11 protein-coding genes and 1 tRNA gene are annotated in these 13,617 nt (G+C 44.2%); 2 read left to right on the plus strand and 10 right to left on the minus strand.

Going from position 1 to position 13,617, the window contains the following annotated elements; translation table 11 throughout:
* Positions 1-41: 41 nt before the first annotated feature.
* The 8 genes from AC04MM_RS00005 to gcvP form a co-directional block, all read right to left on the minus strand.
* Positions 42-126: transfer RNA gene (locus AC04MM_RS00005), tRNA-Leu, on the minus strand.
* 54 nt (positions 127-180) lie between these two features.
* Complete coding sequence (gene gcvH, locus AC04MM_RS00010; RefSeq protein ID WP_475378259.1) at positions 181-573, minus strand: glycine cleavage system protein GcvH; 393 nt, start codon at positions 571-573, stop codon at positions 181-183.
* Positions 574-589: 16 nt separating this feature from the next.
* A complete protein-coding gene (gcvT, locus tag AC04MM_RS00015) occupies positions 590-1,675 on the minus strand; it encodes a glycine cleavage system aminomethyltransferase GcvT (protein WP_475378260.1) in 1,086 nt (361 codons plus the stop codon).
* A 74-nt stretch (positions 1,676-1,749) separates the two neighbouring features.
* Positions 1,750-2,757: a small ribosomal subunit Rsm22 family protein gene (locus tag AC04MM_RS00020; protein WP_475378261.1), complete on the minus strand. Its 1,008-nt coding sequence runs from the start codon at positions 2,755-2,757 to the stop codon at positions 1,750-1,752.
* A 9-nt stretch (positions 2,758-2,766) separates the two neighbouring features.
* Positions 2,767-4,209 carry a hypothetical protein gene (locus AC04MM_RS00025; RefSeq protein WP_475378262.1) on the minus strand — a complete coding sequence of 481 codons (1,443 nt, stop codon included), beginning with the start codon at positions 4,207-4,209 and terminating at the stop codon, positions 2,767-2,769.
* A 168-nt stretch (positions 4,210-4,377) separates the two neighbouring features.
* The gene (locus AC04MM_RS00030) at positions 4,378-5,874 is read right to left on the minus strand and encodes a hypothetical protein (RefSeq protein WP_475378263.1); all 1,497 of its coding nucleotides are present in this window, start codon (positions 5,872-5,874) and stop codon (positions 4,378-4,380) included.
* Positions 5,875-6,035: 161 nt separating this feature from the next.
* Positions 6,036-6,992 carry a glycosyltransferase family 9 protein gene (locus AC04MM_RS00035; protein ID WP_475378264.1) on the minus strand — a complete coding sequence of 319 codons (957 nt, stop codon included), beginning with the start codon at positions 6,990-6,992 and terminating at the stop codon, positions 6,036-6,038.
* A 7-nt stretch (positions 6,993-6,999) separates the two neighbouring features.
* Complete coding sequence (gene gcvP / locus AC04MM_RS00040; protein WP_475378265.1) at positions 7,000-9,855, minus strand: aminomethyl-transferring glycine dehydrogenase; 2,856 nt, start codon at positions 9,853-9,855, stop codon at positions 7,000-7,002.
* Positions 9,856-10,117: 262 nt separating this feature from the next.
* Here gcvP and AC04MM_RS00045 point away from each other — a divergent pair, with 262 nt between their 5' ends.
* The gene (locus AC04MM_RS00045) at positions 10,118-11,227 is read left to right on the plus strand and encodes a hypothetical protein (protein WP_475378266.1); all 1,110 of its coding nucleotides are present in this window, start codon (positions 10,118-10,120) and stop codon (positions 11,225-11,227) included.
* Positions 11,197-11,802, plus strand: a complete 606-nt coding sequence (locus AC04MM_RS00050) for a hypothetical protein (protein WP_475378267.1) — start codon at positions 11,197-11,199, stop codon at positions 11,800-11,802. The genes AC04MM_RS00045 and AC04MM_RS00050 overlap by 31 nt, the downstream gene beginning before the upstream one ends.
* A 21-nt stretch (positions 11,803-11,823) precedes the next feature.
* Here AC04MM_RS00050 and AC04MM_RS00055 read toward each other — a convergent pair whose 3' ends face one another.
* Together AC04MM_RS00055 and AC04MM_RS00060 are read right to left on the minus strand one after the other, a co-directional pair.
* The gene (locus tag AC04MM_RS00055; RefSeq protein WP_475378268.1) at positions 11,824-12,243 is read right to left on the minus strand and encodes a hypothetical protein; all 420 of its coding nucleotides are present in this window, start codon (positions 12,241-12,243) and stop codon (positions 11,824-11,826) included.
* A gap of 53 nt (positions 12,244-12,296) precedes the next feature.
* Positions 12,297-13,616, minus strand: coding sequence for a metallopeptidase TldD-related protein (locus tag AC04MM_RS00060; protein ID WP_475378269.1), 1,320 nt, complete (start codon positions 13,614-13,616; stop codon positions 12,297-12,299).
* Between the last annotated feature and the right edge of the window lies 1 nt (position 13,617).

Consider the following 13,617-nt stretch of genomic DNA (forward strand, 5'->3'; position numbering starts at 1 on the left):
ATATAACGACTGAACAAGTGATCGAACGTGAGTGAGATAAATGGTGCCCAGTGAGGGAGTCGAACCCCCATGCCTCGCGGCGCTAGGTTCTAAGCCTAGTGTGTCTGCCAATTCCACCAACTGGGCACAGACGATAACAGAGACGGTTAAAATAACCGTCCTGATTTTAAAAAACAATATTTATTTTTCGCTGATTAACTTTTTGTAGTCTGGAGCGCGCATTAACGCAGCTAATTCTTTCTCAGAATCCATCTCGATGCGTACTAACCAGCCTAAGTTATTTGGATCGTCGTTTAAAGAAGCAGGATCGTCTAATAATGCCGAGTTCACTTCGATAACGGTGCCCGAAACTGGGGCAAATAAATCAGAAACCGCTTTAACTGATTCAACAACGCCAAAAGCTTGGTTTTGCGTTACTTTTTGGCCTTCTTCTGGAAGATCAACGTAAACGATCTCACCTAATTGGTCCTGTGCGAACTCAGTAACACCCACAGTTACGATATTCTCGTCAACTTGAGCCCATTCGTGGTCTTTAGTGTAATAAAAATCTTCAGGGATATGAAATGTACCCATTGTTAGCTCCTGGTTACTATTTTTGAATAAACGGTGTTTTTACAACGACAGCTTTAACAAGCTTTCCGCGAATGTCCACGAAAATCTCTGAACCTTCAGCTGAATGCGCAGTTTCAACGTAAGCAATGCCGATGGGTTCATCAAGGGTCGGAGAGTGGGTCCCGCTGGTGGTGATACCGATCGTTTGGCCTGCTGAAGTTTTAATCTCGTAGCCCTGACGGGGAATACCGCGCTCTAAGGTTTTATAGCCGATTAATTTACGTTTTAAGCCCTGTTCTTTGGCCGCTACGATCTGCGCCTTGTTCATAAAGTCTTTGGCCTGGGGCTTGATAACCCAGCCTAAAAGCGCTTCGTAAGGATTAGTCGTGTCATCAATCTCGTGTCCGTAAAGAGAAAACTTCATTTCAGTGCGTAATGAATCACGCGCCCCCAAACCAACCGGTACGGCTTTTAACGGGTGGGCTAAAAGTGCGTTCCATAAGGCTGAAGTTCCTGCAGTTTCTACGAAAATTTCGCAGCCGGCTTCGCCAGTGTAGCCCGTGGTTGCAATCATCACGTTGAAATTTTGGAATTTAGATTTTTTAATCGTGTTGCGGGCCCAGGTGCTGGGTTTGTCATTCGGAAATAAGGCATCACAAAGTTCTAAAGCTTTTGGGCCCTGCACCGCGATTTGTCCCCATTGTGAAGACTCATCAGTGATATCAGCACCAAACTTATTGTGTTTAGTCATCCAGGCAAAATCTTTGTCTTTGTTAGAAGCATTTACGCACACTAGGTAGTCGGCATTTTTTTCTAAACAGTAAATAAAGATATCATCGACCAAGCCGCCTTGGTCGTTCGGTAATAAGCTGTAGTGTGCTTGTCCGGCCTCTAATTTAGTTACGTCGTTGGTGGTTAACCATTGCAGAGTTTCAACAGCCTTTGGGCCTTTAACGCGAATCTCACCCATGTGCGAGACATCAAACAAACCGATGTGGTTACGGCAGGCGTTGTGCTCTTCTTTAAGGCCAGTGTATTGCACCGGCATCTGCCAGCCAGCAAAGTCTACGATGCGGGCGCCAAGTTTTACGTGATCATCAAATAGGGGAGTTTTTAAAGACATATTATCCTCTGTGCTATTGCCCCGACAACGTACCCCGTCAGCGCTCGCTGAATCAAGACTTTTCAGGTATGATGTTATGCAAAGCCTTCAATTTTCGTTTTAACTCTTAACTCATTCGATTTTTTTTCGACATCGGCGGGAATACTGATTAACTCTCCGCGCGGAATCGTCTGCTGATTTTTTTCTTTGTGCATCCATGCAAGGAATTCACGTTCACTTGATCTGCAGACCAGCTGGCGGGTTTTGCCTTTTTCTTCTAACGAATCACCCACGGTGCGCGCCAGAGATTTTAATTTTTCTGGTGGCGGCGAACGCTTCGCCAGAATGTAACTGGTGGTGATGGTTCTGTTTTTAAATGGTAAGTGTTGTTCTGTATCCCAAAACCATTTCGGGGCCGTTACATGAAAACGATCATGACACCAATCGGTTTTTGACTGGGCAAGCAACGGACAAGCCTGTTGATGCGTGCACGGCGCCCACAGGTAGTAACCTTTGTCGATCAGCTGCTGGCGAAGCTGTAAAAGTTTTCTGCCATCATCCTGGGTTGAAGGTTCTAAGATCATTAGTGCATCAAAATCAAAAAAACCATCGGGAAGCATCGCCATCTCGGTTAGGCTATACGAAAAAACTAATAAAGATTTTTTGTAATCGACATCAAGATTTTTCAGCCTTAATTCGTTCGAGTATTCAGGATTTTTTAAGTACTGTTTTAAATCGGTAAACTTTTTTAATGCCACCGGTGACTGATCAATTAAGATTTGCTTTTTTAAATCCTGTGGCAGTGTTTGTGCGAGCGCCAGGCTGGCGGTGCCAGGGCCAGTGCCCCAATCGACCGTAGATTGAATATCTTTGAAGAAGTCTACTTGAAGACCACGTAACACCACATTTTCGTTTCTGATGTAATTCAGCGGTAAATAATAATAGCGGTAAGCGTGTTGGCAGTATTCCTGATCCCACGGAGTCAGGTCGTCAGGGTTTTGTACGAAGTGATCAGATAGTGTTTTAATATAATCAGCCAGAGTTAAGGTTTTTAACTCTGGCTGATTAAGTAGATCAAAAATTTTCGAATGCCCTGCTGCCATTCATATATACTACTGCATACATTGGTTAACGCAACTTTGATGTGCCATCTGGATTTTTGGCGACTGGCATTCGGCCGTTTCTTTGTGCCGTATTAAACCATACGACGAACTCGGGGTGGCGACGCTCTTGCCGCTAAAGTAAGCTTCGCAGGCCGCTTTGCCGATACCGAGAAAGGCTTCGGCCATTTTGCTGGATTCCTGGACGTACTCTTTGGCAATGGCTTTGTTTAATCCAACACCGTTTAAAGAAGGCGAACTTTGGCTAACGGTAAAATCAAAGTTTTTTGTCGTCAGCGATTTACATTTGCTGGCGGATTTAATCTGCTTAATGCCAAACGGGTCGGCACCAACTTTATCAATGATAACGACGTGACCTTTAACAGCAACAATATCTCCCGGGCGAAGTGAAGTTTTGGCGGTCATGGCTGCGTTACTAAAGCATGAGAATCCGGATTGTTTTGCATTAATAAATTTCGATGAATTTTGGCGGATATAGATAGCTTTGTTTTCAAGACCTGGTTTGTAGCGCAAACCGCCGGCGGCAATCGCTGCTGAAACATAGGCCGAGCAGTCTACACCTAACACTGAAGTTCCGCTGCCGGCATTTTTAGAAAAGTCGATAATGTTGTTTGCGACCGCGGCTGATCCGCCATAGTCATAAATTAACGGATTACTGTGCACATTAAAACATCCCGCAGCGCCATTGCCGGCAACCTTTATGTACGGATGGGTGCTTTGAACTTTGCTTAAGCTTGTGATGCGGCGTTTGCTGCCGATGCCATCTGGGTGGGTGCCGTAACGTTCAATCCCCTGTACTGGCGGTGTTTTGGCAGTTAGGGCCGGAACTTTCAGTGTTTCACAGCTTTGATAAGCCGTAGCCAATACATTTTGTGAACCGATAAACACATTTTTTAACGGGTTAGTCATGGCTGTAGCCGTTTCTTCGGCCGCTGCTTCGGTTTCGCTGGCGCAGGCTATATCTAATTCTTTGATGGCGGCTTCGACCTTGGCAAACTGCGCTGCGGCCTCTTGATTTAACTGGATGTTTTCAGGTGTCGAGATATCGCCCATCTCGATTTCGATAATGGCTTGCAGATGTTCTAGTGAATCTTTCGGTTTTTTTAATTTAGCCGTTCTGTCGACAAGAACTTTGTAGAGCTCAGAAATATTTTGTTTTAACTTTTCGCCGGCTTCGGGATCTTCGAGTTTTTTCGCAAACACAATGGCGTCAATTTTTTCTGACAAGGGGGCTGTGAATTTAGAAACCTGGGGGGCTTCCTGTTCATTATCCAGGTAGTCGTACATCGAATCGAATATTTTACTCTTGAAGTTGCGGCAACCTATGGCGTCAGCAGTTTGCTGACTTGAAAGTTCTGTGCGTGATTGGTCCTGCATACAGCTTACAAGAAACACAAGCGATGAGAGCAGAATAGTATGTTTAAGTCTGTTCATGTAACCTCCATAGCTCTAAATTGTAGCTTTAGATAAAGGCTCATGAACCGTAAAATTGGCGCATTAAACTCGCCGTATTATGCGGTTTTAACGAAATAACGTAAAAGTAAATAATGACTGTGAACAGCGCCCCAGTTCAGCATTGATGAATGGGGCAATTTGCGCGAATTATTTCAAACACTGGCTCACGCAGCTTTGGCGCGCCATTTGAATTCTCGGAGAAAAACATTCTGCCGTGCCTTTGTGGCGTAAGATACCGTATGACGAACTTGGTGTTGCCACGTTCTTGCCGCTGAAGTACGCCTGGCAGGCCGCTTTAGCAATGCCCATGAAGGCTTCAGTCATTTTGGCAGATTCGGTAATGTAGTCTTTGGCGATATAGCGATTTAACCCAATGCCGCCCTTTGATGGTGAGCTTTGGCTCACTGAAAAATCCCAGTATGTCGTTTTCATCGAATTACATTCGCTGGCAGATTTTAAACGTTTTAATGCAAACGGATCAGCACCGACCTTATCAATGATCACCACGTGGCCTTTAACACCGACGATGTCGCCCGAGCGAATTGAGTTAGTCGGGGTAGCTGTCACGTTGTTAAAACAAGCAAAGCCCGAAGATTTTGCGTTGATAAATTTTGCTGAGTTCTGGCGGATATATACGGCTTTATTTTCTACACCCGGTTTATAGCGTAAACCACCGGCTGCTATCGAAGCTGAAACATAGGCCGAACAATCAACCCCCAAAACGGAAGTTCCAGAGCCTGCATCTTTTGAAAAGTCGATGATATTGTTGGCAACCGAAGCGGACCCACCGTAGTCATAAATGAGTGGATTACTGCGCACGTTGAAACATCCAGACTGCGCACCACCGGCTACTTTAATATAGGGGTGGGTATCTTGAACTTTACTTAAACTGGCAATACGGCGTTTGCCACCGATACCGTCTTGATGGGTACCGTAATATTCAATTCCTTGCACATCAGCAGTTGCCGCAGAAACTTCAGGAATTTCTAAAACAGCACAGCTTTGGTAAGCCGTAGCAAGCACGTTATGTGAACCCACTAATACACTTTTTTGTGCAACGGCTTGCGGCGCATCTGAAATCGCGTCAGTGGGCTGGTCGTTAACCGGTTGTTCAACCACTTCAGGATCGTTTGGTTGTTCTGGCTCTGGAGTGCTGGCGCCACATTGCACATCCATTTCTTTAACGGCCTGGTCAACTTTAGCAAAGGCTTTTGCGGTGACCTGATTTAATTGCACGTTTTCCGGAGAAGAAACGTCTTCCATCTCCATTTCGATAATTGTCTGTAAATGTTCTTTCGCTGTCTTGGTTTGTTTTAACTCAGCAGCTTTTTCGATGAGGACTTGATAAAGATCAGAAATATTTTGTTTTAACTTGGCCACTGCTTCCGGATTATCGATTTTCTGGGCAAGGGCAAGTTGATCAACTTTTTCAGCTAACGCTAAAGAGAATTCAGATAGTTCAGGAGCTGCCTGTTCGTTATCCAGGTAGTCGTACATTGAATCGAACACTTTACTTTTAAAGCTGGCACAACCGATCGCTTCTGCGGCCTTTTGGCTTGAGGCCTCTATCCTCGACTTGGCCTTCATGCAGCCTGTCGTCAGCGCCAAAGAAGAAAGTAAGATGGTTTTTAAAATGTTGTTCATGCCTGTGCCCTTCTTATTCACAAAGGCTTTATCGGAGCGGATTTCCCGCAACTGAAGACGTGTTTATTTTGTAAATAAACTTTACAAGAACAGGAAGTTTCGAGCGATTTTGCAGCGGCAATCGCTTGTGAAATGTCGAGGAAATTTACAGGACTTTTGGCTTACGGAAGCTCGATTTTAGTCATGCAATCAGAGTGATCACAGGCTTCAACGTTGGCTACCTGGGGTAAATAGATATGAATGTTTTTACCGCGCGGGCTCCAGCGTCTTGGGTGATGAACACGGATATGCGAAAAAATGGCGTGCACTTCTTTATCTAAACTAGCTGCTATATGCGCGACACCAGTCGAGGGGGCAATAACTTTCTCAGCGTAATTTAAGATCTCGAGCAATTCACTAAAAGTTAATTTACTTTGTAACCATTTAACTTGGCTGTGGTCTAAGTAAACAGATTTAATTTTATCAAGGTAGGGTTCGTCAGCATCTGTACCGGTGACGACCACGGTGCGGCCTGCTTGGATTTGTTTTGCAATATATTCGATGTATTTTTGTTGCGGCCAATTCAGCGCCGAGCCCATCATCCCCGGATGCACCACGATATAATTCGGCCGCAAGCCAAATTTATCCAGTGTGGCCGTGGACTGCGGTTTTTTAAATTTGAAATAAATATCTTTGGGATCTTCGCTGATCGGCCCGGTGATTTTTTCGATCAGTTCAAGGTTGTACGCAAACTCATGCTTAACCGCCAGTGAGCGCTTCTGGCGCACACCTTCGTTTAAAAACAGAAAGCTGTGCCACTGGCTGAGAACGCCGATGCGGTGACGGATACGCGCTTTAAAAAGTTCAAAGTTAATCCACCACGGGCACTGAAAACTAACCGCGTAGGTAAAATCATGTTCAGCGAGGAACTTGGCAAAGATTTTCTGTGACTCTTCGGGTTTGGCTTTATCAAGCTCGATGTATTTACGTTTTTTTTCGCCGAAGTTTACGATGTTACCCATGCCTTTTTGCACGACCCAGGTCACATCATACGCGCTCTGATCCAAAACTTGATCTGTCGGTAAAGTACAGATCAAGTCGCCAATTTTATCTAAGCGGATCAGAACGATTTTCTTCATCAAGGTTCTATTGGTAAGTATCTAACGGAGGGCAAGAGCACACGATGTTTTTATCGCCGTAAGCATTGTCAACGCGTCCTACTGGTGGCCAGTATTTGTTAGTCTTAACCCAAGGAGCCGGATAAGCCGCCACTTCGCGAGTGTACTTGTGATTCCATTCAGTGGCTAATAACGCTTCAGCCGTGTGAGGCGCGTTTTTAATCACATCAGGACAGCTATCTGCTTCTTTACGGATCTGGATCATAGCATCGCAGAAACGATCTAACTCACGTTTAGATTCTGATTCTGTCGGCTCGATCATTAAAGTGCCAATCACCGGCCAAGACATTGTCGGGGCGTGGAAACCGAAATCCATTAAACGTTTAGCGATGTCAGTCACATCAATCTCGTGCGATTTTTTTAACGGACGAATATCGATAATACATTCATGTGCAACTAAACCTTCTTTACCTTTGTAAACGATCGGGTAGTGCGGAGCTAATTTTTTCGCGATGTAGTTCGCTGATAAAATCGAAGTCATAGTAGCTTGTTTTAAACCAGCAGCCCCCATCATGGTGATGTATGACCAGCTGATTGGTAAAATCGAAGCTGAACCCCAAGGCGCAGACGTTGTTGAGCTTACACCTGTTGCCGGGCCTGCCTCTTTAACTAAAGAGTGTTTCGGTAAGTACGGCGCTAAGTGAGCGCCAACGCCGATCGGGCCAACACCAGGACCACCACCACCATGAGGAATCGCAAATGTTTTATGTAAGTTCATGTGAGAAACATCCGGTCCGAATTTACCTGGTTGAGCAACGCCCACTAACGCATTTAAATTCGCACCGTCCATGTAAACCTGACCGCCGTTTTTGTGAATGATTTCACAAATGTCAGTGATCGCTTCTTCAAAGATTCCATGAGTAGATGGGTAAGTAACCATCATCGCAGCAAGCTTGTCTTTGTGAAGTTCTGCTTTCGCACGTAAATCGTTAATATCAACGTTACCATTTTCATCACAAGCAGTTACCACAACCTGGAATCCAGCTAATACTGCAGAAGCAGGATTAGTTCCGTGTGCCGAAGAAGGGATTAGACACACATTTCTGTGCGATTCATTTCTTGCTTTGTAGTATTCGCGGATAACTAAAAGACCTGCGTATTCACCTTGAGCGCCAGAGTTTGGTTGTAATGAAACAGCCGAAAAACCTGTGATCGCACAAAGTTTGTTTTCTAAGTCTTTAATTAATTTTTGGTAGCCTAAAGTTTGGTTGCTTGGAGCAAACGGGTGAATTTTATTAATTTCAGGCCATGAAACCGGAATTAACTCAGTCGCTGCGTTTAACTTCATTGTGCAAGATCCAAGTGGAATCATAGAGTGAGTTAAAGTCACATCTTTATTTTGTAATTGGTAGATGTATCTCATTAACTCAGTTTCAGAGTGGTATCTGTTGAACGTTGCATGAGTCATGAAATCAGAAGTTCTTACGAACTCTTTGTTCCATTGATTTTTTAAGCCAGCTTCTAGATCAGCTAATTTGAAAGTTAAAGCTTGGCCACCGTTAAACGCCGTTAATAAATCTTGAATTAAAGCGTGGTTACAAGTTTCGTTGATCGAAAAACCAACGCCATCGTTGTAAACACGTAAGTTGATTTCTAATTTTTCAGCGGCTGCCACAATTGCAGCTGTTTTATCAGTTTTGATTTTCACCGTATCGAAAAATTGCGTCGTCGTTGTTTTAAAACCAAGTTTTTCTAAACCAGCTACTGCTAACTGGGTTAAACGGTGAGTGCGCAATGCAATCTTCTTTAATCCTTGTGGGCCATGGTATATGCCGTACATTGCAGCCATGTTCGCTAATAACACTTGAGCGGTACAAATGTTTGATGTCGCTTTTTCGCGGCGGATATGCTGCTCGCGGGTTTGTAAAGTTAAACGTAAAGCTTTTTTGCCGTGTGAATCTACCGACACACCGACCAGACGGCCGGGCAGAGAACGTTTGTAAGTATCTTTCGTTGCTAAGTAAGCGGCGTGTGGGCCGCCAAATCCCAATGGTACACCGAAACGTTGTGAGTTACCGACAACGATATCAGCACCCCATTCGCCCGGAGGAGTAAGTAGTGTTAATGCCAACAGATCCACTGATGCGATCACTAAAGCGCCGTGGTCGTGAAGTTTAGCGGTTACAGCTCGGTAATCTTCAAGAGTACCTTCAGTGGTTGGATACTGAAAAATCGCTGCGAAGATTTCTTTTTTATAATCGTAGCTTGCAGGGTCTGCGATGATCATCTCTAAGCCCAGCGGCTCTGCGCGGGTTTTTAAAACTTCGATCACATGGGCGTGCGCCTGAGGGTGAACGACAAATGTGTTGCAGTCTTTTTTCTTACACAAAGAGTGCGCCATCATCAGGGCTTCAGCCGCAGCCGTGCCTTCATCTAAAAGCGAAGCATTTGAGATTTCCATGCCGGTCAGATCAGTGATCATCGTCTGAAAGTTTAATAAACTTTCCAGGCGCCCCTGAGAAATCTCAGGTTGATAAGGTGTGTATGCCGTGTACCATACAGGGTTTTCAAAGATATTGCGTAAAATCGGCGATGGTGTGATGGTGTCGTGAAAGCCCATACCGATTAAACTTCTGAAAACCTTGTTTTCAGAAACAGTCTTTTTTAGCTGCGCTAAAATTTCAAATTCAGAAATTCCGTCACCCACATTTAATTTGGCATCTGAGAAAATTGTTTTCGGAACTACTTTGGTCATCAGCTCTTCAAAATTTGAAAAACCTAGTGCATTCAGCATTTCCTGTTGTTCTGCAGGTGTCGGGCCGATGTGGCGGCCTGTAAATTCGTTGTTAGTTGAAAGGGTAGAAAGTGACGTATTTAAATCCATGAAAGTCCCCATGTAATTGTTCGCGATTACGCTAACACGAAGGTCTGGGAAAGGCAAAAATGGCGAGGTCGTTGTGCGCTTGTACTTAGCTCTGCGGATGCACGCCTAATGGGCAGCGCGGCATTGGTCTGGTAGGCCAAAAATTTGAAAAGCCAGCTCTCGGTCCGGGAAACATGGAAAATGTATTAAATTATGACGAAAATCGTAAATTGTAGCCTTAGGTCTATCGGATTATTCTCAAATCAGACCGATAGCTTAATATATGAAAGCAAAAAACTGTTTTGTAGTTATAGCTGCTTTAGGGTTAATCGTGGTCGGTGGCTGCGCCAAAGAACCGGATGAGTCGTCATCATCATCGGATTCGCGCTACCTATATATCGCTTCAGGCGCCTGTTATTCGGGCAATAACACCACTTTTACCGCGACAACGGCATCAAACCTCATTTACCGCGTGCGTTTATCGGATGGTGGCCTTGATGCTGTGATTGCTGATTATATGGCGTCCCCATCAAATGCCGGTGATTCACCAGCAGGGATGATCAACGCTGATGATAATTACCTGTATGCCCTTGTTGGAAATGCGACTGCAGGTATGCGCCGTATTGAAAAAATTGAAAAACGTGCCAACGGATCGCGTTCGATTTTTACCAACAATGCGACAGCTTTAAGTGCGCAGCTGCGTGATTTGTTAAAATTATCTAACGGTGATTTTGCGGTTTCTAAGGGTACCGCCATTGAATATATCACCACGGGCAACGTGCGCTTAGGGGCACCGTTTATCAATGCCACGGCAGCACCTTGTAATACGTCAACGACGTTAATTCCTAAAGTCTTAACCTTATCAAATGGTAAATATGTGTTTTTACATGCGGCTACCGGACAAAACCGTGTCGGTATTTTCGCAGCCACTGGCGGAACAACCTGTGCTGCAGCCCAGGCGGCCCCAATAGCAGGAGCATTTCCGACAACAGCTTTTTACGATGCAGCTAATGCAAAGCTAATCGTGGCTTATTCGGGTAATGCGGTGACAACGGATTTAAACAGTATTTACGCGTATTCAATTGATGAGTCGGCGGGAACGATCTCGGGCGCAGAAAAAATTTATGATGCCAGCCTTTATCCGGCAACTTACCCGCATTTATTGTACGGTATCTCTGAAATGATCTACGATGCATCGACAGGCTTGGTGTATATCGCAACGGCGACATCAACGGCAACAACGGTGGCTAACTATGCGATTGAAAAATTCACTTATGATCCATCACAAATCGGCGTCGACAACACGAAAGTGTTAGTTCGTTCCGGGACAACACCATTTATCCAGTACGGGGGCGATACGAAATGTATATCAGAAATGTTTATCGCCAACTAAAAATGGTAAACATTTTAGCTGTGATGGCCGCGGTTACGTTAACTGCGGCGACGGCATTTGCACAAGTCCGCATCGGGCTTGATGTTGCGACCTTGCAGGAGAACCGCTCGTCAACGCAAGTCTCTAGCATTGGCCGTACGCTATATGATCTGTATTTAAATGTGGGATTTAAAAAAGAGTTTCCGCTGTATCTGGCGCTTGGTTATCTTAATATCAGCAGTGTGGAAAATTATGAGGATTCTTCTTACACCAAGCTGACTTCGACCAATGCTTACGTTGGTGCAAATTATCACTTCTGGCACAAAAATGCCGCGAGTCTGCTGGTCGGTGCATTTTACGCTCCGTATGCGAAACTCGCAGTTAAAGAACGCGAAGGTTCAGAGACCTGGGATGGGACAACAATCATCGCCAAAGTTGCAGGTTCTTTTAGTATGGATAAGAAAGCCAAATTCAATGCCGGCGTGTATTACATCAGCGAATCCTTCGACACACGTGCAACTGGAAGTTTGACGACAAAGTCGAGCTTTACGCAAAGTTATTTGCTGCCGTCGATCGGCGTAGCCGTCGGTTTTTAATAAACGCAACGGCTGTATAGGTTATTTTTTTACTGCTTTTTTCTTTGCTTTACGAACTGTAGTTTTTGCTTTGCTTTTTGCCTTATTGGCTTTTTTCGCTGATTTTACACCGTACTCAGCGGCCTTGGCTTTAATCGCTTTTTCGATTTTCGTTCTTTGTGCTTCAGCTTTCTTTTTGTATGACGCTAAGTTTTTTTCAACATCTGTCGCTGATTTCTTAACTTGTGCCACAACCTTATGAACTTCTTTTTGTAATTCATTTTCAGCGGCCACAACTTTTTTTGCCAGGTCTTTGTATTTTTTAACGGCCTGGTCAGCAGATAATTTTTGGATCTTAGTTTGTAGGTCGTGAGTGACGGCCTGCACATCAGCAATAACTTTTTTTACGTTTTTTTGTTCAGAAAGTTTTTGTACGATCTTTTGAATATTTGTAAGAGCCATAAGAATCTCCTTAATCGTTGTATAAACCTATTCTAACTTAAAGACAAAAGCATTTACAGAGTAAAGTTAAAATTCTTAATCAAGGCACCCGGTGTCTTGAATGCGCCAAGATCGCGTTTTAAGTAGGTCATTGTACTCACATACACTGACGACTCTTTGGTGAAGTCGACTAAGTTATCGCCGAAGACATTATAAACCGACTCGTCAAAGCGTAAGTCCTGAATAGGACCGACGATTTCGCCTTTTTCTACGTAAAAGCAGGCAAAGCGGGTCATGCCGGTCATGCGCGCGGTCTGTACGTCAGAGTAGTTGATATAGTGCAGGTTAGACAAATAGAGTCCTTGACCTAACTTTGACAAAATATCTTTTTCTTCTAGAGTGCCGGCTCTAACTTCCAGACTACGCGGAGCTTCAGAAACATCGGCAAAATTTGTCTCGATGTTGTACTCTTTTGCTGTAGCGGTGCTGGTTAACAGTGATTTCAGTTCGCCGTTTTCGATTAAATTAATTTTATTTGGACTCAGTTCGCCCATCGAATTAAACAGCGGCGATAAACCTAAATCAAAATTTTCGGTTAAAGAAAATTTCGGTGATAATTTTAATTCTTTGTCTTTTAATTTTTTTAACGGTGCATAACCTTTATTAAAATTACCCTGACTAAGTGATCCGTAGCTTAAAGTACCTAAGATTTCGGCCACGGCCATCGGCTCAAGATAAACATCGTGTTTGCCGCGCGGAATGGCCTGGGGCGGGCGGTTTAATAAATTTAATTTGTTCTTGGTCGCCAGTGCCTGTGCCTGAAATTCGCTGATCGAAAATTTTTCAGCTGAATAATACCCTTTGGCGGCTTTCGGGCCGTTATATAATGAATAATCAAAAAAGAAGTAATCGGTTTCAAAAAAATGAAACTGCCCTTCGGAATTGATCGAAGCCTGGCGTAACGGGCCAGAGCACCATAACCCGGCCAGATCGGTGTCTTTGTAGGTTTCATAGATTAAGCCCGGGATTTCAGAATCATCAGGGCGTTCTACTTTTTTAAATGTTTCAGAAGAGCCATTGTTTTTTAAAGCAATAAACTGCGGGTGCGGGTCCATTTGCATCAGCTGCACGCGGGCATCATCTAACAGATGTCTGGCGTTTTGCATGTCGTGTTCGGCGTTTAGGGTCAGGTTAAAACGCATCTTAAGTGAACGCTGTTCTTTGTTAAACTGTAAGGTGACTTCGTGCTGGTGCACCGAAGTGTTCTGGCGCACTTTACTTTGCGAAAAACGTAAGAAGGTTGAATCTTCAGAATGTAAAAATAATCCGAGCTGTTCGCCGGCTTTTAGGGTTGCAAATAAGTCACTAGAGAATTTTTTAATATATGTTTTCATT

This window comes from Bdellovibrio sp. SBM16 (genome assembly GCF_056175625.1).